The following is a 24372-nucleotide window of genomic DNA, read 5'->3' on the forward strand; positions in this document are numbered from 1 at the left end:
AGGAGGAAGCCGGTTGAGCTTTGTTGTCCATAAAAAAGGGCTGGGCTTGTTCGATTGGGTCAATTACAGCCTAATCACCTTGTTCTCGGTCGCTTGTCTGTTTCCGTTTCTGTATGTGTTCAGCGTTTCCTTCACGGATCCCGAGGTGTATGAGCCTCTGAAATTTTATTTGTTTCCTGAACGCTGGTCGCTGGAGTCCTACCGATACATTCTATCGACTAACAGTTTTTTGAATGCATTCAAAAGCACGATATTCATTACGGTCGTAGGCACCGCGCTTAATATTGCCGTGTCTTTCACCATGGCCTACGCGCTCACCAAGCGCTCCCTTCCCGGTTACCGCTGGCTAATGGGACTGGTCATTTTCACGCTGGTGTTCAGTCCGGGGATCGTGCCCAACTATCTGCTGGTTAAGGAGTTGGGACTGCTCAATTCCTATTGGTCTATGATATGGCCAAGCCTGACAAATGCATGGAGCCTGATCGTAATTAAAAGCTTCCTGGATTCGCTTCCTTCGGAACTGGAGGATTCCGCGAGAATGGACGGCTGCTCGGATCTTGGGGTGTTTATGCGGATGATTATCCCGTTATCCATGCCAGCGATCGCCACGTTTACCCTTTTCTTTGCGGTCGGTCATTGGAACACCTATTTCAACGCCTTGATTTACTTGTCGGACTCGAGCAAGTGGACGCTTCAACTGCTTATCAAAACGCTCGTGATTGATTCCAATTCGGTGGCGGTGGCCCAAGCCGGAGCAAGCGACGAAAATGTGGTGCCGCAGGAAACCATTCGAATGGCCTCGATTGTACTGGCAATGCTTCCGATTCTCCTCGTGTATCCTTTTTTACAGAAGCACTTTGCCAAAGGGGTCATGCTGGGATCGGTAAAAGGCTGAACATTTACAAGAAAAGCATCGCTTGTCCGTATGCGATGGAGTGTGAACAATAAATGGATGAAGAGCATCCATAAGGAGGGTTTCAATTGATAAACACAACAAGCTCGGGGAGATCTAAAAAAGGTTGGCATTATTGGATCGTGGTCCTCATGGCCGTCGCCATGTTGGCGGGTTGCAGCAACCAGACCACGGATTCGGGGACGGATGGGAGCGAAGTCAAGCCGATGGCGATAAAAATGTTCGCCGGACTCTATAATGAAATTCCCGATATGAACAATGACTACTGGAAGGAATGGGAACGACTCACCAATGTCAAGCTGGATGTGGAATGGGTGCCTTCGGGAGATCTGGACACGAAGCTGGACCTGCTACTGGCCTCCGGGGATCTGCCTGAGGTTGTGGCTTACCAGAACCCGATCCGTCCGACGTTGATCTCTGCAATCCAGAACGGTGCGTTTTGGGATCTGACTCCGTTTCTCGGAGATTTTAGCGAATATCCCAATTTGAAAAACAACCTGGCCCCGGATGCTCTGAGATATTTGTCGGTGGAAGGGAGTGTCTATGCGGTGCCACGGTCGCGTTCCCGGATCGACGCGGGGCTGAAAATAAGAGAAGACTGGTTGAAGCAGCTCGACATTGCGATTCCGACCGATTTCGATGAGTACAAGGAAGCCCTGAAGAAGATCGTCGATGCCGATTTGGACGGGAACGGAAAGAAGGATACGGTCGGTCTCCTTTATATCAATAATCCTCCTGCGGCGTTCCAAGCCGGCTTCGGAGTGTACAATCCGACGTATACCGAGGACGGCGGGCTGATGAGCCCATCCCTCACGCCGCAGTACGTAGAACTGGTGGAATGGCTTCGTGGTCTGTACGCGGACGGGCTGATGTCCAAGGAATACGCGGTAATGAAGGAGAGCCAAGCGGAAGAGCTTTTTAAGACGAATCGTGCCGCTTCATATGGCCGCCCTATCTGGTGGGACCATGAATGGGAGCAGGCCATGAAGAAGTCCGGACAGCCCGATGCCAAAATATTGAACCTGACCCTGAAGGGACCACACGGGGATGACGCGGTCGGTCTGGAGACCGGTGTGGCCGGAGGGTTCTACATTTCGAAGAAGGTGCCCGAAGAGAAGGTGAAGCAGCTATTGCAATATTTCGATCAAACGGCTTCGGAGGAAATGACCGATTTTGCCTACTATGGCATCAAGGACATTCATTACACCGAGCAAGAAGGCCAGAAGGTACTGACGGAGCAAGGGGTCAAGGAAGTCAATACCACGAGCAAGGGGGCCGGCGTGCTAGCCTATGCCAAGTGGGGGAAGGTAATCAGCGCTTCCGGAGACAAAGCCTTCAACGACGCCAAAATCAAGGAAGTGGAAAATTACGACGAAATCGGCAAGATCGATCACTATCGTGTTATTACATCTGAAGGATGGCGCAGTACATGGCCTAAATACAGCGAAGAATACGCATCCATGATGACGAAGGCGATCGTCGGTCAAATTCCGATGGAAGATTTCAAGGCATACGTTGAACGGTTGAACAGCCAGCCTGACATTCAGGAAGCTTACAGGCAGATGGCCGAGGCATACAAGCAGTTTAACGAAGAATAGAGCTTAGGCAGAGGAGGCGATCCGTCTCGCCGTGAACAAACATGAGGTATCGTGTTGCATTTATCATGAAGCCAGCGTTGCATGCTTAACCTCGTTCCCGCGGATCGCCTTTTCGGTGCCTGATGGACAGAGAGGAAGGTTCCACTATGAATATGGTGCAAAAAGAAGAACGTTCCTGGTGGCACAAGCCGTTGCGCATCATTCAGCCCAATATGCAGGTTCTGGATACGCCCCGGATGGACCCGTCCCGTCTTGCCGCCCAGTTGAAGGAGATGGGGGCGAATGCGATGGTATTCAACACAGGCGGCATCTATGCTTGGTATGACACGCAAGTTCCGTTTCATAACGTGAACGGATATCTTCCGCAGGGCCGTGATCTGCTGGCGGAGTTGATCACGGCTTGTCACCAGCAGGATCTTCGCTTTATCGCCCGGTTCGATTTTAGCAAGGCGGAAGACCATGTGTATTTAAGGCGGCCTGAATGGTTCGTCCGCAAGGAGGGGGCCCGCCCGGAAATCATCGGAGCCGAGCGCCCTGGCTCATGGCCGCTCCTGATGTCGACATGCATCAACGGCGGATATCGCAACGAAGAGGTCGCGGTGCCGGTACTGCGCGAGGTGCTGTCGCGTTATGAGATCGACGGCATCTTCTTCAATGCACCCGGTTACGTGTTCTGCCGGTGCGAGCGGTGCCGCCGCAAGCATGTGGATTTGTATGGCAAGGAACTTCCGGATTCTTCGCGATTGCTGGAGCCGGACTTCGCGGCAAGATGCTTTGATGACAATCTTGGTGCGATGTACGCCTTGATCAAACAGATACGACCCGAAGTGCCGATGATTCTATACTATAATCTTCATCGTGACGACTTATCGAAGCGCGTTGTAATGACCGACCTGCTGTGTACCGAACCGCAAGATATACTGTCGTTGGGGCACACCCATATTCCTGAATTTTGGAAGCCGGCCCTCAGCATCAAGGTCGGTCGCTCCGTTCCTGGCAGACCGGCACCGCTCGGCATCGTTCACTCCTGTCCAGGCATGGACTGGCGGCATACGGGGCTTCCCGTGGCGGAGTATCGATTCTGGCTATCCCAAATTCCGGCAAATGGCGGTCAGATCTGGCATTCCATTACTGGCATTCCCGATACGATCGAAGACAAACGGATATTGCAGACCGTGGCGGAACTGAATCATCATGCCGCCAAGCTGGATAACTATATGAACGGATCGGTATCAGCCGCTGAAACCGCCTTGGTCTGGAGTGAGAACGGGGAAGCGAGAAGTTGGGCCGAAACGCTCATCAACCGCCAAATCCTCTTTGACGTGCTGCTTCCGGAGAATCAAGCAGAATGGAAGCTCTCCGATTATCGGATTGTCCTGCTTCCTGAAGGTACGAAGTTAAGCCCTGTCATCATCGAAGCATTGCGTAAATTCGTCTATAACGGGGGAAGGGTACTAACGGAAGGAAGCCTTCCATCCGCTGCGTTCGATGACGACGTAATGCCACTATACGAACTGCTTGGAATTTCGGAGGCCTTCGTCGGCGAAGAGCTTCTGGCTTCCTATCTTCGCTTTGAGGAGCTCCCGGGGGAGAAGAACCCCCTACAGCTAGGGATGCAACAGACAAACATTATCGCTCATCGCGGACATGTGACTTACGTTCAACCGCAGAATGAAGCGGTTCGGGTGTTGGCAACGCTTGTGCCGCCGTTTTCCCCGCTGGAAAGCGTGGGAGCGCCGCCGGAGCGGGCATCGCTTCCGGTATCCCGCACCGATCTGCCCCTGGTGCTGGAGCACTCGTACGGAGCTGGTCGCGTGATGTATTGTGCATTTTCGCTAGGCGCTCTTCTTCGTGAATTTAAGCTGGCTGAGCACGAGATGCTGCTGGCGAACGCTATCAACTATCTGTATGAAGGGAACCCTTTACTGTCCGTTACCTCATATCCAGGACTGCAAGTGACGCTATTTCGAACAGAGAACGAATTGCTGCTTCACCTTGTGAACGGTGCCGGTCGGAGGCCGCTTGCAGGCACGCTCCCACTGCACGATATTAAGGTTCGTCTGAGAACGGGAACAAGCCAGGCGGAGGAGACGGTTCATAAGCTTGGGGCCCTGCTGAGCGGAGATAGCATAGACGGATGCGCCGCGGATGGCGCACTGACTTTCACTGTGCCGCGTCTGGAGGTCTGGGAGTGCATTCGAATCCCCGTCCGCGTTCTTCATTCATGTCACGGGGAGGATTAGGTCACCGGGAAGGCGAAATAAGACATTAGTAAGGTTATCCAATCTATCCGAATGGCCAACCGATTCGTCGGACAGATCTGCCTCAGGAACCGGAGGTGAAATTCGTGAAGCATCTTTGGAAACGTATTCAGGCATCGATCCTCGGCTGGTTTTTGACAAACCGCTATCTGAAGCGCCTGATTTGGCTGGGGTGCTTGTCGGCAGTCATTCCGGTTATCCTTGCCGGAAGCGCGTATTATCATTTCTCCATGAAGAAACTGACGGTTCAATTTCAGGAAAATAATATGGCTTCATTGCTGCAACTGAAAGACCGCGTCGAAAACGTGATGGCGAGCATCGAGCACGAATCGCTTCAGTTTGCCAGCGGTCCGCTGATTCGCAGCGCGCTGGAGAATGATGATTACGGGACGGACTACATGCAGCAATTGGACATTCTCAAGCTGTTCCAGTTGCACAAAAACACCAATAATCTCATTGAGGACATCTGGTTCTATGACGTTCGGCATTCGCTGCTGCTGTCGAATTCCTACGGCTTGGTTCGATTGGATCAATACAATGGCAGAAAGGATATTGAACAAGCCATCTCCAGGGAGGGAGGGGCAAGGTGGATGCATCTCCCGCAATCGGCCGAGAAAGGATACATATCCTTCGTCCGCCACCTTCCGGTGATGGTGCAGGGCAAGCCGAGAGGCACCATTCTGATTCAGGTGAAGGAGGAATCGCTCCGGCTCCTGCTGAACAATTATTCGCTATCCTTGGAAGAACAAGCCATTGCTATACTCGATTCAGATCACCGCATATTGCTTCAAACGGAAGGTCGAGGAGCGATCGGCTATGCCGCTGAAAACGATCCCATTCTGAAGTCACTCGTAGAGAGCGAGGAGACGTCCAGCCATGACGTACTCGCAGGGGATCATGGCAATGAACTGGTGGCCTTTTACAAGACGTCCATGGGCCGGTTGTATGTGTCGCGGATGCCGGAACGGGAGATGATCGAGCAGTTGGGCTGGATTCGGGTTCTGATCGTCATATCGGTTTCGGTATTTATGTTGATCGCCGTATTGCTGACTTGGTTCTCTTCCAGGATCGCGTATAACCCCATTCAGCAGCTCCTCCGTTACGGGGAACATTTGCGGAGAAACGGAAGGGGGAGTACGGAGGGGGCTGTCAAAGAGAATGAAATCGAATATATCCGGTCTTCTCTCAGTTATTTGAACGAGCAGGCAGAATCCTTGAATAGCTATATTCGAAAAATTCAGCCGGATCTGCGTGAGCGGTTCTTGCAGCGATTATTGCTGTCAGGAAGCTCTTGGACGCAGGAGAAGCTGGAGGAAGGCAGCGCCAAGCATAAGATTTCAATGATCGGGCCTTACGCAACTATGATCGTGAAGGTGGAGAACCCCGTGAAGAAGCGTTTTTTGCCTAACGAAGGACCGATCATCGTGTTTGCCGTCAAAAATGTCATGTCGGAGCTGCTCGCGGATAATCGGAAGCTGGAAGGGGACGTGGTCGACCGGGAAGACCGCGAGGCGGTAGCGGTTCTGCGGCCGGTCGATCCAGCGGCTTCCGCCCAAGAGTTCGGTAATCTCCTGGCGCGTTACGCGGATTCCGTCAGCCAATCGCTGGCGGGCTATCTGTCTTTCTCGTCCTCCATTGGCATTGGCAGTTCCGGAAGATTGAGCCAGGTGGCCGAATCTTATAAGGAGGCACAGCTTGCTCTGCAATATCGACTCTTCCATGATGCAACTTCCGTGTTATTCTATGAAGATATGATCCGCATTGAGCGCAATCCGGTGTTTATGTATCCGAAGGAAATCGAAGCGGAGATGATTGGATATTTGTGGGGCGGGGATCTGCCCCACGCGGAAGCGGCGCTGCACGAATTTTCCAAGAGGATCCGGATTTCGGAGTCGTACAATGTGACCTTCCAGAGTTATTACGTGCTTCTATCAGCCATGATTCAATCCATGGAGGAGAGAGGCCCCGGCGTGCTGGAGATGCTGGGAGGCAATCTGTTTGACCAGTTGAAGGAAAACCAGACTTCACGAGAGATGCATGAATGGTTCATTAACGTACTGTTTCCGCTGTTTCAAGAGATCAGCCACGATCTGCGTACCCGCTCCACCCGCCTAATCATCCAGCGGGTATGCAACTACATCAATAACGCCCCCGAAGGCGCGCATTCACTGGCAGAATGCGCCGAGCTCGTTGAGGTAAGCCCTTCCTATCTCAGCAGGTTGTTCAAGAAGGAGATGGGCGTATCGTTCGTAGAATATATGATGAACTTTAAAGTTCAGAAAGCGAAACAACTGCTCAAGGACACGGATTATACGGTAACGGAAATCGCGGAAATCGTGGGCTACTCGGAACGAAATCTGAATCGGGCATTCCAGCGTTTCATGGAGATGTCTCCGAGGGAGTACCGATTATCGGTGAGGTAGGCTATTTCGAGTTTAAGCTATATTCTTTAAATAAGGAGCGTATCATACAATGACAACTGCATCGGATATAAGAAACGTAGGGTTTATAGGCCTGGGCGTAATGGGCGCAAGCATGGCGAGGCATATTCTGAAAGCCGGATATACTTCACGTATATACCAGAACCGCTTCCAAAGCAGCGTCGTTGGTGGCGGACGGGGCAATCTGGCATGATGCCGTCGCTTCGATGGCGAAAGCCTGCGAAGTGATCATTACGATGGTGGGTTATCCCAAGGATGTCGAAGAGATCTATCTTGGGCAGGACGGCTTGATTGCTCATGCAAAGGAGGGCGCACACTTGATTGATATGACGACGTCAAGCCCGCTGCTGGCCCAACGCATATTCGACGCGGCTGCGGCGAAGGGACTCCACGCCATAGACGCGCCGGTTTCCGGTGGCGACGTAGGCGCACGCGAAGCTCGTCTGTCCATCATGATCGGCGGAGAAAGCGCAGACGTCCAAGCCGTACATTCGTTACTGTCGTTGATGGGCAGCAATATTGTGCATCAAGGTCAGGCAGGGGCTGGTCAACACACGAAGATGTGCAATCAGATTGCCATCGCCTCCAACATGATGGGCGTGTGTGAAGCATTGGCTTACGCAGAGAAGGCGGGCTTGAATCCCGAGAGCGTGCTCAAGAGCATTGAAAGTGGCGCGGCAGGCAGCTGGTCGCTCAGCAACCTCGGTCCGCGCATCATTGCCGGTAATCTGGAGCCCGGATTCTATATCAAACATTTCATCAAGGATATGGGAATCGCACTGGAATCGGCCAAGGAGATGAACCTGGACACACCGGGCCTTGCGTTGGCGCGACAGCTCTATCGACAGCTTGCGGAGAAGGGCTATGAGGATAAAGGCACTCAGGCACTGATCCATTATTATACCCGTTCTTAGTGCAATGGCAGGCGAGATATACCTTCGAGTAGCCAGGCAATTGCGTCGTGATCTATCGCTGCCGGACACGAACCATTAATAGCAAGCAAGACTCTAGCTTGCGATCCGTCCCGTTCAGGGGCGGTCGCGAGCTTTTTCTATGAAGGGAGGAGCCTGGCCTGGAGAACCCTACTGATGGTCGGGTTACATCGATGACTACAGCCATCCCTTTTCGTCCGCGATCGCGACGGCTTGCTGGCGGGAATCCACCTCCAGTTTTTGCATAGCTGTAGATAGGTAATTGCGCACGGTTCCTCGTGTTAAGAACAAGGAATTGCTGATGTCGTCTGTGGTCATGCCTTTCTTGGTCAAGCGGAGCATTTCGGTTTCCCGCTCGCTGAGCGGATTGTCTTCCTTCATGAACAGCGCAGCAGCCAAGTCCGTGCTGATGACCCGCTCACCCCTCATGACGCGCCGGATCGCCTCAATCAAGTAATCAATGGGCTCGTCCTTTAGCAGATAACCCTCCACTTGCGCAGCCATCGCTTTTTGCAAATAGCCGGGGCGCGCGAAGGTGGTCACGATCATGATTTTGCAGGGTAAGCCGGCATGGCGAATGTTCTCGGCCAATTCGAGGCCATTGATATGGGGCATCTCGATATCCAGCAGACAGACATCCGGGAGATGCAATTGGATGGCATTCCATGCCTGTTCCCCGTCCGGGACTTCCGCCACAACTTCAATGTCCTCTTCGAATGCAAGCAGTGAGGCGAATGCGCCTCTGAGCATTTTCTGGTCTTCTGCGATGACGACGCGAATCATGTAGCGTCCTCCTTTTCAAGTGAGTGAAGGGGCAGTCTTAGAGAAACCTTCGTGCCGCCTTCTCGGGATGGGCAGATGGCACAAGAACCGTCCAGGGACTTCATTCGTTCTATGATCGACGGAATTCCGTTACCACCGTCTTCTGTCTTAGCGCCAACATGAAACCCTACACCGTCATCCACGATATGTATTGCGAACGTATCCCCTTGGATATTCAAACTGATGATGGCGTGCCTGGCGCGGCTGTGTTTGATAATATTCGTGGTCGCTTCCCTTACGCAGAGTGCCAGCATCGTTTCTTCCACGCTGGATAACAGCGGGAGTTTGTCCGGTGCCTGAACAGTCAGTTCAATCTCGGCCGTATGCAGCAGCTTTTCCACATGCGCAAGCTCAGCGGTAAGAGAGATGAACTTCATCTCCGACACCAATTCTCTTACTTGCTTCAGAGCGATCCGGGAGGAGTCCAGGATTTCACCGATTTCCCGTTTGGCTTGGGCAGGATTTCGATCCACCCAGCGCGTCGCCAGCTCGCTCTTCATTTTGATCATCATCAGGGTCTGACCCAAGGTATCATGAAGATCCCTTGCGATCCGCCGCCGCTCTTCTTGTTGGATATACATAGCGATTTGCTCGTTGGCTTCGTCTAATTCACCTTGCAAGTTTTTGGCTTTCTCCCTGATGTGGATGACGAATGGAAATACCATCTGAATGACCATGACCGGCAGATAGATGGCATTCAACGTTTCGAGAAAGGGTTCCTGCCGAATGTAGAACACAGCCAGGTAGGAGAGGGGGATTGCCGAACTGCCAATGACAATGTGCTTCATGGAATAGGAACGGCCCAGCAGATCGGCAAACATGATGCCGAACAGCAAGGTGCTAGGTCCCGTAAACACACTAAGCACGGCAATCGTCATTAATCCGCATAGCACGGCGATCAATAGCTCGCCTTGTCGGCGCCATAACGCAACGTACAACGAAGCAAACAGAAGGAGGAGCAGTGCGATGCTGCCCCATATACCTAGCGGTGTGTTTACACGAAACACCCTGTAGCATAGGAAGACGATCAGCACGACATCAACAAGCAAATAACTTTTGATCTGATCTCTCGGGTATAACTTATAGAACATATGCGGCCCCCGATCCGACTATCTTGATTCAAAAAAACCGATCGACGTTTTGCGGACGGTCTCCATTGGCCCCAGTTTAAAGCGATCAAGCCACAGCGATGCGGTACCTATCTGAATGATAGATATCATGAGCCAGACGGCGATGATCGCTGCCGAATTCAACTGACCGGCAAGACCAAGGCCCCAACCGTAGAAGATGATGGACGCGATAACGTTTTGCAGCACATAGCAGCTTAGGGACATCTTCCCGACATTCTCCAGTCCACGCCACAGCCATTCCCACCTGGTACATTGTATCATTCTCGCGATGATTGCTATATACCCCAAAGACATTAATGGGGCGAATAAATAGCGTACCGGCAGATCGAAAGCGCCGCCCGGAACAAAAATAAGCAAGTTGAGTGGTGCGCCAACGTAGACCCCGAGCTTAAACAGCCGTTTTCTTAGTTGTCGGCCGTTCTCGTCCGGCGAAAATACGCCTGCGCGTATGAATCTAACACCTAGCAGGAACAGAAACACATTGCTCGGAATGACGAGGATGGCCTCCAATCGCAAGGGTACAATGTTCGCCAGCCGGTACTTCACTTGTTCCACCCAAGTCCCGTCTTGATATAAGGCTGCGATGTCGCTAAAACTGCCAAGCGATACATGGCTGCCGCTTGACAGCAGGAGCCCCGCCAGCGACAGCATCAAGAAGGCAATGGCGCTGCCAATTACGATCATCATACGAGCGATCAGCCGCTCGCCGCCCTTGATAATGAATGCCACGATGATGGCCGTCAGCCCATAACTCATCAAGATGTCATATTCCAGCACGAAGATGAAATGCAGCAGGCCTTCGAGTACTAAGAACAGCACAGCCCATAAGTACACGCCTGGCCATGGTGCTCCCTTGCGTTTGGCCTGTCGATACTTCATTTCCAATCCGACGCCGAACATAATCGTCAGAAGTCCGAGCAGCTTCCCATTGATCAGGAATAAGACGAACATTCGCAGCAGGTCGTTACCTTCCCACCATCCGGATTGATCAAAGGTCGTAATATAATTGAGATTACCTGCGTGGGCGAACAGCCAGATGTTGGTCCCGAGCGTTCCCAGAATTGCAAATCCACGCAAAATGTCGAGCAGGCGAATCCTGCCGTGGTGTTGTTCCATTAACGTCTCACTCTTTCCTTAGTAGATTTAGCTATTTCATTGTAGCTGCGATCTAGTAGACGTAACATTCACACCTGTAAAGAGAACCGTATGACACATGTCATAAATGTAGGGAGGAAGAGTAAGGCATATCATATTATGTAAATTAAAGTTGATTTCATGGATAGAATGAAATGAATGTGATAATCTATTAATGCTATGAATAAACAACAAAAACAAAACATGATATTAGTTATAGTCACTTTACTGCTCCTGTTCTCACCTGCGCTATATCACACATTCAGCACCAAAGCACAAGAAAGGGAAGACAGAACGACTGCATTTTATACAAGCTTCATTTCCATCGTACAAAGCTGGGATCAATTACTATCTCAGACGGATGATCAAAATCCAGAGGCAATCGCGATGTTCGAAGCGTATAAGTATCTGCTTTTCGTGAATGATCGTTTGCAATATCTAGTAGATGATTTTCCTCGTATGGAAAAAGATTTGGCTGTGCTGAAAAATGACTTTTTTCTGTTAAAATACAACTTTGCTATTCTAGTGAGTGACCGAATTGAGAATCGTCCGGGATTTAACGAACAAGCCTTACGAATGATCAAACAGCAGGTTCGTTTGTTTTTGGATCAAGCACCAGAGAACTACGATAACTCCAATGCGTTCAGAAAGGAGCTTATTCAAGCTGCAGAGCATATCTCACAACTCTCTAACATTGATTTTTCAGCAAAGCCATGAATTCTGCGGCGCTTCTTTTTTAGAGCCGAGGCAGTCACGATCGTGATGCGTTTAGGTTTTCTATTCGAACCTATATTAGTTTAATAGCATATGGAATCTAAAAAAGACCGTTCCCCTTGAACAAACCGGGAAACGGTCTTTACGTTTTAATTCAATATTTACTTTTGTAGAAACAACCTTTATAGTTAAGTTGACTTAATAATTAAGTGGGGGTTAACTTGAAATGAAGGAACATTATATTCAACAGATAAACGTTCTGCGTAACGAGATCAATATTCTCATAGCCAAAAAATTTGAGGCCAAACTGGATAATGAGCTTACGACGAAGCAAGTTTTGTTACTTGAACTAATGAAAGCGGGTGTTAACTCCACAAAAGATCTAGCAGAGAAGTTGCTTGTATCCACCAGTGCTGTAAGTCAACTGCTCAACAAATTAGAGGACAAAGGTTATGTGAATCGACATATTAATCCAAAGAATCGCCGGGAGATTGTTTTGAATCTTGCAGAGAAAGGCGCTCAGTATTTTGAGGATTTGGACTCCATGAAGGATGAAATTAATCGAGAGGTGTATGGGAGGTTGTCACTGGAAGAATTGAAACAATTAACGTTGATCCTCGAAAAATTACACCTCGTTGCCAAAGAGAACGTTTGAAAATCGACATAAGAAAGGGGCGGTTTGAAATTGACTTTGCATTACCGAGAATATGGCGATCCAAATGGTGACCTAATGTTATTTTTACATGGCGGCGGGGTGAGCGGTTGGATGTGGGATAGACAGATTCAATACTTCACTAACTATCATTGTGTTGTTCCGGATTTACCAGAGCAGGGTCAGAGTCATGATGGGGTCCATTTTTCAATTAAACATAGTGCCGATGAACTAATTGAATTGATTCAAGAAAAAGCAAACCATAAGAATGTAATCATTATTGGATTTTCTCTAGGTGCTCAGGTAACCATTCAACTAGTGAGTATGAAACCAGATTTGATCGACTTTGCCATTATAAATAGTGCTCTGGTGAGACCTATTACATATATCAAGAAATGGATTAAACCTTCTATTCAATTAACATCTCCGCTCATGCGAAATCGGATGTTTGCCAAACTGCAAGCCTCAACACTATATGTGAGTAAGGAATATTTCGAACAATATTATCAAGAGAGCAGTCAAATGAGCGCGAACACACTCATTCGAATTTTAGAGGAAAACATGTCGTTTGAAATACCTCAGGATTTCAAACAAGCGAAAGTTAAGATACTGGTTACTGTTGGCGAACGAGAGAAGGCCGTTATGAGAAAATCGGCAGCAGATATCGTGGCAAGCAATCCGAATTGTACAGGTGTCATCTTGTCTGGAATCGGGCACGGAATTTCTATGGCACAGCCTGATGTATTTAATCATATGATCGAAGCGTGGATATCTAATGGAATTTTACCGCAAGGTGAAAAAATAATTTAATTTCGTTACATATAGGGAAATGTCAGGGGACAATAACTAGAGACCTTGAAAGCCGCATAAACTGCGGCTTTTCTTGTTTTGAAATCTCCAGGTTCAATCCTAATTCAAGTTATTTATCTAACGCAGTGAGCGGTTTATTGTAGCGTTCTTGCGGAAATCTAGCGGAGCTTGATGATAGAACTTTTTGAATTGGTGGTAGAAGTGACTGACGTTCTCGTATCCCGCTTCCAGCGCAATTTCAACCACGCGCAACTCGGTGGTGCGTAGCAAGTTCTTGGCCACGTTTAATCGAAGATGGTTGATATATTCGGTTGGTGTCTGATTAAGATACTGTCGGAAAGCACGGTTCACATGACCCACACTTCGGCCCGACAGTTCATAGAGAGCATGCAGCCCTTGGTTCATGTTCTCTTTCAGGTGCATTTTGGAGATCGCATGCTCGAGCCACAGCGGAAGATCGGGTTGCTCCATAGTTTCGAGCGAAAAAAAGTACTGCGTCAATATCTGAATAATTAAGCCTTTTGCATACACACGGGCTTTCTTTTTATCAACGGTAGAGAGCATCATGATCCGTTCAAAGCTTTGAATCAAGCTCGTCATTTCTAACTGAGACAACATGGCAATCTGAGGGAGTGGGGCATGTATTAAATCCTGCATATATTTCAGTTCGTTTAAATAAGCGAACGCTTCTTCAATGACAGTGGATCGACAAGGGCTATTCAGAAAGCGGCAGTCCCCCACACCTTCCGGTTCATAGCGGTGAATATCGTGGGGGCGAACAAAGACAAGACAACCCGGCTTTAGATGCTGGGTAGTTCCATTGACGATATGTTGGCATTTCCCTTCACTTAAGATAAAGAACTCGTAGAAGTCATGGGTATGCTCTGGTGACACTTTCGATAAGGAATCGACCCAGAATGGATCTACGAATAGATCAGGATGGATATGAGTGGACGCAGTGTATTTAATCATGAATCTGAACCTCACCTATATTTAATAATGTTAAAATAGCACACGAATCTCGCGAACACAACACAAGAAAGCAACGATGTGTATTGATAGAATAGACACAAACAAGGACATCAGGAGGTATAGATTATGTTGCTTATTGATCTAAATGGAGCATGGCAAATGAAGAGAGTGGATCATGCCGAATGGCTACCGGCAACCGTTCCCGGTTCGGTCTTTCATGATTTGCTGCAGGCTGGACGAATGGAAGATCCTTATTATCGCGAGCAAGAGGGTGCTGCACTTGAACTGTGTAATTATGATTATGAATATAAATCCTCATTCGAAGTGAACCAAGTCGATATCGCGCATGATCAGATCATCCTGTTATGTGAAGGATTGGATACACTTTGTGAAATATATCTGAATGGGACCAACATTGCGAATGTGAGCAATATGCACAGCATCTATGAAATCGATATAACTTCCGTCATCACCTTAGGTGAAAATACCATACACATTATTCTTCGTTCTCCTGTGGAATTTGTACTGCGTAAACAAGCAGAACGTCCGTTGATTAACTGTAGTGATGCAGTGGAAGGAATATCCCATTTGCGTAAAGCACACTCCATGTTTGGTTGGGATTGGGGACCGCAATTGCCTGATTTAGGGATCTGGCGAAATATTTCCGTTCAAGGCTTCAATCATGCTCGTTTGGATGATATCTACATCACACAATTACACCACGAAGACAAAGTGACCTTAGATGTTCGTGTGAGAACATCCAGTTGGATGGAGGAGGACCGGAGGATCGTGGTCACATTAGGCACACCATCTGGTGGGTCGCTTGAGGGGTGGACACAGGTAGTGAATGATGATGATCATCATATTCTGATTGAAGTGGATAATCCTGAGCTTTGGTGGCCGAATGGTCTGGGTAAGCAACCGCTGTATCAGCTTACTGTTGCACTTATGGAACAGAGCGTGGAGCTGGATCGTGATGATAAGCGAATCGGACTACGATCATTAACCGTGAAACAAGAGAAAGATCAGTGGGGTGAATCCTTCGAATTTGAAGTGAACGGTGTATCCTTCTTCTCGATGGGTGCCGACTATATTCCGGAAGATAACATCTTGCCTCGTTGTAATCCCAAGCGGACAGAACGATTGATCAAGAGCTGTGCGCAAGCTAATTTCAACACGATTCGTGTCTGGGGCGGCGGCCACTACCCTGAGAATTATTTCTACGATCTATGTGATGAATACGGCTTAATTGTGTGGCAGGACTTAATGTACGCTTGTGGCGTGTATGAATTGACAGAGGAATTCAAGGAATCGATTACAAAAGAAACCATAGATAACATGAAACGCTTGCGCCATCATGCATCCTTAGGAATCTGGTGTGGGAACAATGAGCAGGAGATGGCTTGGGTTGAGTGGGACTGGGCGAAGAAGACATCCTTGCAGTTACAAGCGGATTACATTAAGCAATACGAAGTATTGCTTCCTGCTATCGCGAGGGAATATGATCCGAACACGTTCTATTGGGTTGCTTCACCGTCGTCCAAAGGCAGCTTTGATAATCCAAACGATGAGAACTACGGGGATATGCATTACTGGGATGTGTGGCATGGTAAGAAGCCTTTTACCGAATATCGCACATTGTACCCGCGTTATATGTCCGAGTTCGGTTTGCAATCCTTCCCAAGCCACAAGACCATTGAGACGTTCACGTTGCCAGAAGACCGTAATATCTTCTCACCGGTCATGGAATCTCATCAGAAGAACGGTACGGGCAATGAGAAAATACTGTATTACATCGGGGAGACGTATCGCTTGCCGAAGGATTTCAATTCCCTGTTATACGCTTCGCAACTCATACAGGCCGAAGGAATCTCGTGTGGTGTGGAGCACTGGCGTAGACATCGTGGACGCTGCATGGGTGCTTTGTACTGGCAACTGAACGATTGCTGGCCGGTTGCTTCTTGGTCGAGTATCGATTACTTCGGTCGCTGGAAAGCGATGCATTACGCAGCCAAACGTTTCTTCGCACCTGTACTCGTATCGGCTCGCGAGGATGGTACGAAGGTAGAACTGCACGTATCCAATGAGAGCATGAATGCTGTACAAGGGGAATTGAAGTGGAGCCTCATGGACTCTCGCTCCAATGAAATCGCAGCTTCTTCGAAATCGGTTGAGGTCGCTGCGTTATCGACAGCCCAATTCGAACAGCTTGATTTCGCTGAGATGCTCGATACAACGTCTAAGAGACGAGAGACGTATTTACAGTTTTCATTTGTTGTGGATGGAGAAGTCGTCAGCGAAGGTACGGTATTATTCGTGAAGCCGAAACATTTTGGCTTTGTTGATCCTGAGGTTGAGACCACGGTGAGGGAAGAAGAAGGACAATTTGTCTTTACGGTTCGTTCGAAAGCCTTTGCGCGATTTGTGGAGCTGGACTTCAGTGAATTAGACGGTATTTTCAGTAACAATTATTTCGATTTGTCAGCAGGCGTGACGAAGACCCTTGTCCTGAAGAAGGATGATCTCAGCAGACCGGCGTCCCTTGAAGAACTGGAAGCTGAACTAGTTGTACGCAGTGTGTTCGATTTGTAAGAGGAACGAACTCCTATGTAATTTCTGCAAAGCTGCATCATCGTATTAGATTCGTGTTATTAGAGGATTCCTGCGAATCTACAGCATTATGAAGCCCATACTTGATCATTGTTGGATAAGACGGGTCTAGATTGATGCAATAGCAGGAATTCTTTTTTATGTGCCGATTCGTTTTCATTCATCATAACGTGTGCCTCTGATATTGCCAATCATATCGATATAAATCCAATCGTTGTTATATGTTACCGCTTACAAACCCTCTTTATAATGATATACAGAGGTGATGAAATGCTTGAACGACTGACAAAATACCGCTGGCAGTATGTGATGATTTTACCGGGCGTGATCCTGCTGTTTCTATTCAGCTACATTCCGATGGTAGGTATTCAAGTGGCATTTAAGGATTTTCACATTGGCAGCACGATGTGGAGCAGTGCTTGGGTAGGTTTTGAGAACTTTTCATTTTTACAGGACGACCAGTTCTGGATCGTGGTGAAAAATACGATTTATATCGCGGTTCTTAAATTTGCATTTGGCTTTCCAGCCCCCATTATGTTGGCCTTGCTCATCAATGAGGTGAAAAGTAAAGGATATAAGCGGTTTGTCCAATCCGTGAGCTATCTTCCGCATTTTTTTTCATGGATTGTAGTGGCATATATTCTTCAGTCCCTACTGACGCTTGACGGGGGATTGGTCAATCAGTTGATTGTGAATCTGGGGGGTGACCCTATATTCTTCCTAGGATCTACGGAGTGGTTCCGGCCCATGATCATAGTGAGCGGGCTATGGAAGGAGGTTGGCTGGAATACGATTTTGTATCTAGCTGCAATAACAACCATTGACCCCCAGCTCTATGAAGCAGCAAGGGTGGAGGGAGCAGGAAGGCTGGCTCAAATCCGCAACATTACCCTGCCGGGGATTATGCCGACCGTCACCATCGTATTGATTCTCAGTATGCCGGGGCTTATTGCGGTAGGTATGGATCAGATTTATCCGTTGATGAACCCGGCCAATCAGCCGGTCGCGGATGTATTGGATACGTACATTTTACGTAGCGGCTTGCAGCAGGGCTATTTCGGAATGGCCACTGCGGTCGGTCTCCTTTCTTCGATGATCAGCCTGGTGTTGGTGCTGTGTACCAATCAGATGGCGCGAAAGATCAATGGAGAGGGGCTTTGGTAATATGAGGACTTCAGTAAGAGAACGGGTGGGTCAAGTCGTTATTGTGTTTCTGTTGGCACTGCTATGCATTTCGGTGATATACCCGTTCATGTACATGCTCGCGGTCTCCCTAAACGTTGGTAGCGATGCGGCAAAAGGTGGGGTCTATCTGTGGCCACGGCAGTTCACATTGTACAACTATGAGGTTGTACTAGGAAATGCGGTTATCCAGCATGCTTATTTGATTACGATAGCCCGCACTATAGTGGGGACCTGGTGGGCCTGATGGTCACGCTGCTTGTCGCCTACGGATTATCCTACCGGTATCTCCCTTTCAGGAGGTCCATTCTGGGCTACGTGTTGCTCACGATGCTGTTTAATGGCGGATTAATTCCACTTTACATTCAGTTATATCAATTGTCCTTATTAAACACGTTCTGGGTGTATATCATTCCGTCAGCTTTCTCGGCATGGAATATGTTTGTGATGATGAAATTCATTCAGGGCATTCCAGAAGCATTGATCGAATCAGCTGAAATCGATGGGGCTAACCCGGTGCGGATTCTGTTCACCATCATTATGCCGCTTTCCAAACCGATGCTTGCAGCCATTGGACTGTTCACCGCTGTGGGGCATTGGAATGATTGGTTTTCTGGCGCATTTTATGTCTCGGATCAGAGCCTGATCCCGGTTCAAACGTTTCTGCAGCAGCTGCTTTCCGCCCAGGATATGTCCGGCATCCTCGGATCCAACAATAACCAGGAAGCCTTGGCCCGAGGTACCATGCTATCCAACGTCACGCTCATGTCGATCAAAATGGCAACCGTTATGGTAAGCGCTATTCCGATACTTTGTGTGTATCCGTTCTTGCAGAAGTATTTTGTAAAAGGCGTGCTTATCGGCTCTGTAAAAGGATAACTGTGAGCTGCGTGGTATAAGGATGATCTATCATAGACCAACTTGTAATAATATGAGGGAGGAATGCATGTGATGAGTTTACGTCAAAGGAAGGTAAAGAGGCTCGCATTATTATCTCTGGTTCTGTTGATGTTTGGGGTAACGGCGTGTCAGAGCGGCGGTAGCACAGAGGGAGATGGGAGTCCAGTAAATAGCTTTAAGCTGTGGCTTGGATGGAACGCAACGATCAACAACAAAAGCCTGCTCCAAACGTATTGGAAAGAAGAGGAACCAGGCATTGACGTGCAACTCGAGGCTACGCAGGGCGACGTGATGACAGAATTGAATCTGAAATTAAACACGGGAGGCTTTGAGGATGCTGCCTTGTTCTCACGCAGCGATGTCGTGACCACAGCGATGACGCGTTCGGGCAGTGTTCTTCCTCTGGAACAATACTTTGATATGCCGGATAAATATCCCGGGCTTGCTTCTATTCCGAAAATTTATCTCGATCAAATGAAAGCACCGGACGGGCATATTTATTCCATTCCGACGTGGTTTGATCAAAATCCGGATGATCCCTGGCCCGGTTGGGCCTCCTATGGCTGGTTTGTCCGTACGGATGTGCTGGAGAAAGTCGGTATGACGATAGACGATCTGAACACGTTGGACGGTGTCGAGAAGTACTTGAGACTGGCGGCTAAACAGAAAGATGAAAACGGACAAACTTTGATTCCGCTCAGCTTTTTATCCGACGCAAACGATGAGAATGTCATCCTTAGCACATTTGGTGTCACAGTCAGCACGGCTGGTGGTGTCATTGCGGTGGAGGAGCAAGGAAATGACTATCAGTTTATCTATGACGATCCGCAATATAAAGCGGCATACCAATGGATGAACAGAATGTTCCGGGAGGGCCTTCTTGACCACGAAGCAATCACGGACAAGAAAGAGCGCTACAAAGAAAAAAACAAATCCGGTCGAACTGCTATGAATGTAGGCGGATTCTTTAATCTAGACGCACAGTTGTGGGAGATTCTGGACGGTCCGACCGAACCGGCATGGTATTATGATGTAATGCCCTTTCCGCAAGTGGATGGCGTAAGCAGCATCGGGGCGAATCAGATCATCAATCCTTATCCTGCCAACGACGTATTTATCAATAAAAACACAAAAAACCTGGAATCCATTCTTGCTTTCTTCGATTACACCCTGCAGCCCAAGCCCGAGCAGCAGCAAGTGGTTAATGAAGGTCCGCCGGGGGTGTTCTGGGATTGGGTGAATGAGCCCCTCGGAACATGGGTGTATACGGATGAGAATTATAAGACCCTGCATGACTCTGGCGACCAAGCGAAGAAGGCAAGCACCACGCCTGAGCTTTACGCCGCTTCCTCCTACAGTAATGACTGGTACCCATGGTGGAATTATGGAGTAACTGAACCGAAGGGAAGATTCAAAACGATCGAATTCACCGAGAATATTGGCAAAATGGGAGGAACCAGGGTTGCTCAAAAGCACGATATGGTGAAGGCCAAGCCGGGTGGCTTATGGGAGAAGTATTTGCCTGAACTTGATAATGTACGTAAAGAGTATAAGGCAAAACTAATTATGGCTAAAGATGATTCACAATTTGATCAGGCGTGGGAGGATTTCCAGGCTGCTCTGGAAAAACGGGCTCATTGGAGTGAGCTCAAGCAGGAGTGGCATGAGGAGCTTCAAAGTGAGTAAGAGTCTTCATAACATGCCTAGCAACGTTAAAATGCAGTAAAGAGGAGACGGGAACTGTCGAAAGTGGCAGTTCCCGTTTATTCCTGCTTCATCTTGCCTTAACAAATGTACCGGTTTCTTGTAAAGGAGGGCTTACTTTGCGACTCTGGCTGGAAAGAAAGGTAATTAACTTCACACGCAAAATGAATCTGCGCGGCAAAATCTTCATTATGTACGTACTGATTTTACTTGTGCCCACCTTGATTCTTGGCAGCGGGTCGATTTATTTGGTCATCCGGAGCTTGCATCAAAACTATTTGGTGACGGTGGATGAATCAGTGCGGCAAACGGCACGAAATGTGGATTTCGGGAAGCGAAGCTATGATCTTCTTGCTGTCAGGACAGCAACTGACGGAGAGCTGATCGCCCGCCTTGGCCGTGATTATGCAGATACTCCTGAGGTAGTGGACACGGTGAATTATGTGGACCGGACTTTTTTAATTACAAGCAAATATTTGCCAGGCATCGTCGATCTCCGAATCTATCATACCAACGAGACTTTGGTGCAGGACGGTCAGCTGCTATGGAGACCCGAGGCGCGAAACATATCAGGAATCGATGAACGAACCTGGTACAACGCGATCATTCAATCGCCTGACGCGCTCCACTGGAGTATCGTTCCAGATGATCCTAGCCAGGTGATGATCACCCGGAAAATTATCGGTCCTACCGGGGATGTGCTTGGCGTCGTTTATATTCTTTTAAGTTATGATGCTGTATTCGGCGAACTACTGGGGCATCCCTTTCATGATCGAGGGAATCTCTATATCCTGGATCAGTCACGGCAAATCATCGCCGCAACAAAGCAATGGCAAATTGGTGGCAACCTGAAAGCCGATGAATCCAAGCCCCGAGGACACATAATCGTCAAGCCGCTGTCATCAGGGTGGAACGTGGTTGCTGTCTTCCAAATGAGATCAATGGATCAGCAGAGTTGGAGCGTGCTTATGCTGATCTCCTGTATCACAGCTTTCTTCCTATTATTATCAGTTTTCCTCATGCTGACGATTGTCAAGAACATTGTCTGGCGTATTCGGCGATTGGGGAACCGTATGAATGATCTTTCCCGGGGAGAATTTGAGGCGACTGTACGTCATTATGGACAGGACGAGCTGGGGGAAGTCGAAAGCATGTTTAACTCCATGTCTACCAGGCTCGGAAAATTGGTTGAAGATATTACCAAGGCCGGTCAGATGGAAAAGAAGCAGACATTTAAAGCGTTACAGGCACAAATCAATCCCCATTTCATCTATAATTCCCTCGGGCTGATCCGCTGGAGAGCACTTGATGCGAAGGATGATGAGCAGATCCGGATCATCGATGCCCTGACGACCTTTTATCGGCTGACATTGAATAGTCAGATCAGCGTGATTCCGCTACGAGATGAGTTGGAACATGTCAGAGCTTATCTGGAAATCCAACAACTGCGGTATCCGGGCCGGGTCCTTATCGAATGGGAGATTGGGGATGACGTGCTTCCTCTGTATACGGTAAAAACCATACTGCAGCCGATCGTGGAAAACTGTTACTTGCATGGTGCCATTACGAGAAAGAAAGACGCTGTGATCCGGATTTCGGTGACGAAACGCGGGAAAATGATCGAAATGTCCGTGTTTGATAATGGCCGAGGGATATCCGATACGACCCTTCTTGAAATTGAGGAAGGGTCGTATAGCGGAAGCGGTAACGGATTCGGGACGGTCAATATCAAGGAACGCCTACGTCTGTATTTTGGACTGGAGGCACGGTTCATTATCGAAAGTGAGCATGCCAAATGGACACGGGTTACCGTTGTTTTCCCGGCTTGCTCAGAATATGTGAATAGGGGGGACGGCAGGCTTGCTTAACGTAATGATTGTAGACGATGAGCCATCAAACATTCAGGGACTGGTTCGTTATATTGAATGGAGCGAGCTGGGATTTGACGCGCCAGTTACGGAGGGATCCGGAGAAGAGGCGCTGGAGACGTTAGCTCAATCCAACTTCGATATTCTGATTTCAGATGTGGCCATGCCTGGTATGAACGGGATCGAACTGGTTGCCAAGGCAAAGGAGATTTATCCACATCTTCAGGTTTTGATGATCAGCGGATACGATGAATTCGAATTCGTCCGGGATGCTATCGATGTGGGAGCACAGGCTTATGTACTGAAGCCGCTAAAATTGGATGAAGTCGCCAACCGGCTATCAGCGCTGAGAACGACAATTGAAAAGAGGAGAATGCTTGAAGATCAAATGCGTGAACTGGAACAAACCGTATTTGAATCTCGGAAGTTGACGGAAGAGCGTTTTGTAAGCGATTTAATTGAGGGTATTGCTCAATCGGACGAGATGTTATCCTCCTGGAACCGATTAATGGATCTGCCATCTATCGAAGAGGGGTACCAAATACTGGTGTTCGGCATCGATCATTATTTATCCTCCGGTAAGGAAGCTATCGAGAGGGTACTGCTAGGAAGCGGCTTTAAGAATACAGTTGAAATCGGCCTGGCTCAGATGGATTTCAAGCTGTTTCTCTCTCAGATAGCACCTGATGAAATCGTTGCTTTGCATCTAAACCCATCACCCGTGGAAAGAGCCAGGATCGAGAAGCAGTTAGCATTTATTCAGGATATGATGCGGGAGCAGCACGACGCTGAGGTGACCATTGGATGCAGCAGGATGGATGGGAATTGGGAAGCCACACCGCTTCTTTATCATGAAGTAAAATTTATGATGGCGCAGTCCCGTCTTATGGCAGATGGGCAAATCGCTCGAACCGATCAGTTTGACTCGCAAGAGTTCAAGGAATTCCGTCTGAAGGAAGAACTGGTCCCAGGCATTATGAAGCTGCTGGAATCCGGTGATGGGGACATGGCTAAAGTAAAGATGAACCGAATCTTTGATCTTTTTGTGACCAATGAATCCTTTTCCTTTTCTTACGTCCAGGCCTTCGGGATTAGTTTTCTCAGTGAGATGATCAGAGCCCTCAAGTGGAACGGCGGCCCTGACATGGACGTGAACCTCCTGATGTGGCGTCGTCTCCTGGATTGCAGTAATACAAGACAAATTATCGGAATCCTGATTGAATTCATCGATCACTATATGCTTTTTGAGAAGAAGGAGCAGAATCGGCAACAGCGCAATTTGATCCGTAAAATCGCCGACTTTATCAAAGAGCACATGCAGGAGAACTGGACCGTGAAACAACTGGCGGAACAGTTCAATCTGAATGCCAGCTATCTTAGCGTGTTGTTTAAAAAGGAGATGGGGGTCACTATTTCGGAGTTTGTTCAGGAAACTCGTATCTCTCTGGCGAGAGAGCTGTTGCAGGATCCCAATATTAGAATATATGAGGTTGCAGACCGGGTTGGTATTCAAACTTCCGCTTATTTTACGTACCTATTTAAAAAAATCGTTGGTTGTACGCCTCAGGACTACAGAGATTATCGTTACACCGAACGATAACATATAGTAGCTAAAGAAAACGCCTATAACATATGGCTTCAAAGTACACTCGAATTTTTTTGAATAAGTATGACAGACCATTGTCATACTTATTCTTTTATGATAATAACTGAGAACTAAAAAATCATG

Annotated in this window: 18 protein-coding genes and 1 pseudogene; 15 read left to right on the forward strand and 4 right to left on the reverse strand. The window is 48.3% G+C overall.

From position 1 onward, the window contains the following. The first annotated feature begins 13 nt into the window (after nucleotides 1-13). The 5 genes and pseudogenes from JCM10914_RS10905 to JCM10914_RS10925 all read left to right on the forward strand — a co-directional run bounded on the left by JCM10914_RS10905 (nucleotide 14) and on the right by JCM10914_RS10925 (nucleotide 8127). On the forward strand, nucleotides 14-895 hold the full coding sequence (locus JCM10914_RS10905) for a carbohydrate ABC transporter permease (protein WP_023960689.1): 882 nt from the start codon (nucleotides 14-16) through the stop codon (nucleotides 893-895). 86 nt (nucleotides 896-981) lie between these two features. Further along, nucleotides 982-2511: an extracellular solute-binding protein gene (locus JCM10914_RS10910; RefSeq protein WP_036717770.1), complete on the forward strand. Its 1530-nt coding sequence runs from the start codon at nucleotides 982-984 to the stop codon at nucleotides 2509-2511. A gap of 146 nt (nucleotides 2512-2657) precedes the next feature. Further along, nucleotides 2658-4754, forward strand: a complete 2097-nt coding sequence (locus tag JCM10914_RS10915) for a beta-galactosidase (protein WP_023960693.1) — start codon at nucleotides 2658-2660, stop codon at nucleotides 4752-4754. 104 nt (nucleotides 4755-4858) lie between these two features. Continuing rightward, on the forward strand, nucleotides 4859-7195 hold the full coding sequence (locus tag JCM10914_RS10920) for an AraC family transcriptional regulator (RefSeq protein ID WP_023960695.1): 2337 nt from the start codon (nucleotides 4859-4861) through the stop codon (nucleotides 7193-7195). 49 nt (nucleotides 7196-7244) lie between these two features. Further along, nucleotides 7245-8127: pseudogene (locus JCM10914_RS10925) on the forward strand (NAD(P)-dependent oxidoreductase). Between the two features lie 195 nt (nucleotides 8128-8322). Here the strand turns inward: JCM10914_RS10925 and JCM10914_RS10930 are convergent. The 3 genes from JCM10914_RS10930 to JCM10914_RS10940 are packed head-to-tail and all read right to left on the reverse strand — an operon-like array spanning nucleotide 8323 to nucleotide 11213. Next, on the reverse strand, nucleotides 8323-8928 hold the full coding sequence (locus JCM10914_RS10930; protein WP_023960701.1) for a response regulator transcription factor: 606 nt from the start codon (nucleotides 8926-8928) through the stop codon (nucleotides 8323-8325). Next, entirely contained in the window at nucleotides 8925-10058 is a 1134-nt protein-coding gene (locus tag JCM10914_RS10935; protein WP_023960704.1) for a sensor histidine kinase, read from the reverse strand. Before JCM10914_RS10935 ends, JCM10914_RS10930 begins: the two co-directional genes overlap by 4 nt. Before the next feature lie 18 nt (nucleotides 10059-10076). Continuing rightward, entirely contained in the window at nucleotides 10077-11213 is a 1137-nt protein-coding gene (locus JCM10914_RS10940) for a DUF418 domain-containing protein (RefSeq protein WP_023960706.1), read from the reverse strand. Between the two features lie 198 nt (nucleotides 11214-11411). On the opposite strand from JCM10914_RS10940, the gene JCM10914_RS10945 reads away from it, so the two are divergent. From JCM10914_RS10945 to JCM10914_RS10955, 3 genes are all read left to right on the forward strand, one after another. Continuing rightward, a complete protein-coding gene (locus tag JCM10914_RS10945) occupies nucleotides 11412-11948 on the forward strand; it encodes a hypothetical protein (protein WP_036717771.1) in 537 nt (178 codons plus the stop codon). A 223-nt stretch (nucleotides 11949-12171) separates the two neighbouring features. Then, nucleotides 12172-12600, forward strand: a complete 429-nt coding sequence (locus JCM10914_RS10950) for a MarR family winged helix-turn-helix transcriptional regulator (protein WP_023960710.1) — start codon at nucleotides 12172-12174, stop codon at nucleotides 12598-12600. 30 nt (nucleotides 12601-12630) lie between these two features. Beyond that, a complete protein-coding gene (locus tag JCM10914_RS10955) occupies nucleotides 12631-13407 on the forward strand; it encodes an alpha/beta fold hydrolase (RefSeq protein ID WP_036717772.1) in 777 nt (258 codons plus the stop codon). A 117-nt stretch (nucleotides 13408-13524) separates the two neighbouring features. Here JCM10914_RS10955 and JCM10914_RS10960 read toward each other — a convergent pair whose 3' ends face one another. Then, the gene (locus JCM10914_RS10960) at nucleotides 13525-14379 is read right to left on the reverse strand and encodes a helix-turn-helix domain-containing protein (protein WP_023960714.1); all 855 of its coding nucleotides are present in this window, start codon (nucleotides 14377-14379) and stop codon (nucleotides 13525-13527) included. Nucleotides 14380-14505: 126 nt separating this feature from the next. Here JCM10914_RS10960 and JCM10914_RS10965 point away from each other — a divergent pair, with 126 nt between their 5' ends. The 7 genes from JCM10914_RS10965 (at nucleotide 14506) to JCM10914_RS10990 (ending at nucleotide 24243) form a co-directional block, all read left to right on the forward strand. After that, the gene (locus JCM10914_RS10965; RefSeq protein ID WP_023960717.1) at nucleotides 14506-16971 is read left to right on the forward strand and encodes a glycoside hydrolase family 2 protein; all 2466 of its coding nucleotides are present in this window, start codon (nucleotides 14506-14508) and stop codon (nucleotides 16969-16971) included. 288 nt (nucleotides 16972-17259) lie between these two features. Beyond that, a complete protein-coding gene (locus JCM10914_RS10970) occupies nucleotides 17260-18153 on the forward strand; it encodes a sugar ABC transporter permease (RefSeq protein ID WP_023960719.1) in 894 nt (297 codons plus the stop codon). 1 nt (nucleotide 18154) lies between these two features. Beyond that, on the forward strand, nucleotides 18155-18418 hold the full coding sequence (locus JCM10914_RS30085; RefSeq protein WP_231638610.1) for a hypothetical protein: 264 nt from the start codon (nucleotides 18155-18157) through the stop codon (nucleotides 18416-18418). Then, nucleotides 18418-19050 carry a carbohydrate ABC transporter permease gene (locus JCM10914_RS10975; RefSeq protein WP_023960721.1) on the forward strand — a complete coding sequence of 211 codons (633 nt, stop codon included), beginning with the start codon at nucleotides 18418-18420 and terminating at the stop codon, nucleotides 19048-19050. The genes JCM10914_RS30085 and JCM10914_RS10975 overlap by 1 nt, the downstream gene beginning before the upstream one ends. Before the next feature lie 72 nt (nucleotides 19051-19122). Then, nucleotides 19123-20757 (forward strand): ABC transporter substrate-binding protein, encoded by a 1635-nt coding sequence (locus JCM10914_RS10980; RefSeq protein ID WP_023960723.1) that lies wholly within the window; start codon nucleotides 19123-19125, stop codon nucleotides 20755-20757. Between the two features lie 137 nt (nucleotides 20758-20894). Beyond that, on the forward strand, nucleotides 20895-22643 hold the full coding sequence (locus JCM10914_RS10985; protein ID WP_023960725.1) for a sensor histidine kinase: 1749 nt from the start codon (nucleotides 20895-20897) through the stop codon (nucleotides 22641-22643). Next, complete coding sequence (locus JCM10914_RS10990; protein WP_052019724.1) at nucleotides 22636-24243, forward strand: response regulator; 1608 nt, start codon at nucleotides 22636-22638, stop codon at nucleotides 24241-24243. Before JCM10914_RS10985 ends, JCM10914_RS10990 begins: the two co-directional genes overlap by 8 nt. Nucleotides 24244-24372: the final 129 nt, after the last annotated feature.

Origin of the sequence: Paenibacillus sp. JCM 10914 (assembly GCF_001315105.1) — a bacterium.
Classification (GTDB): Bacteria; Bacillota; Bacilli; order Paenibacillales; family Paenibacillaceae; genus Paenibacillus_AQ.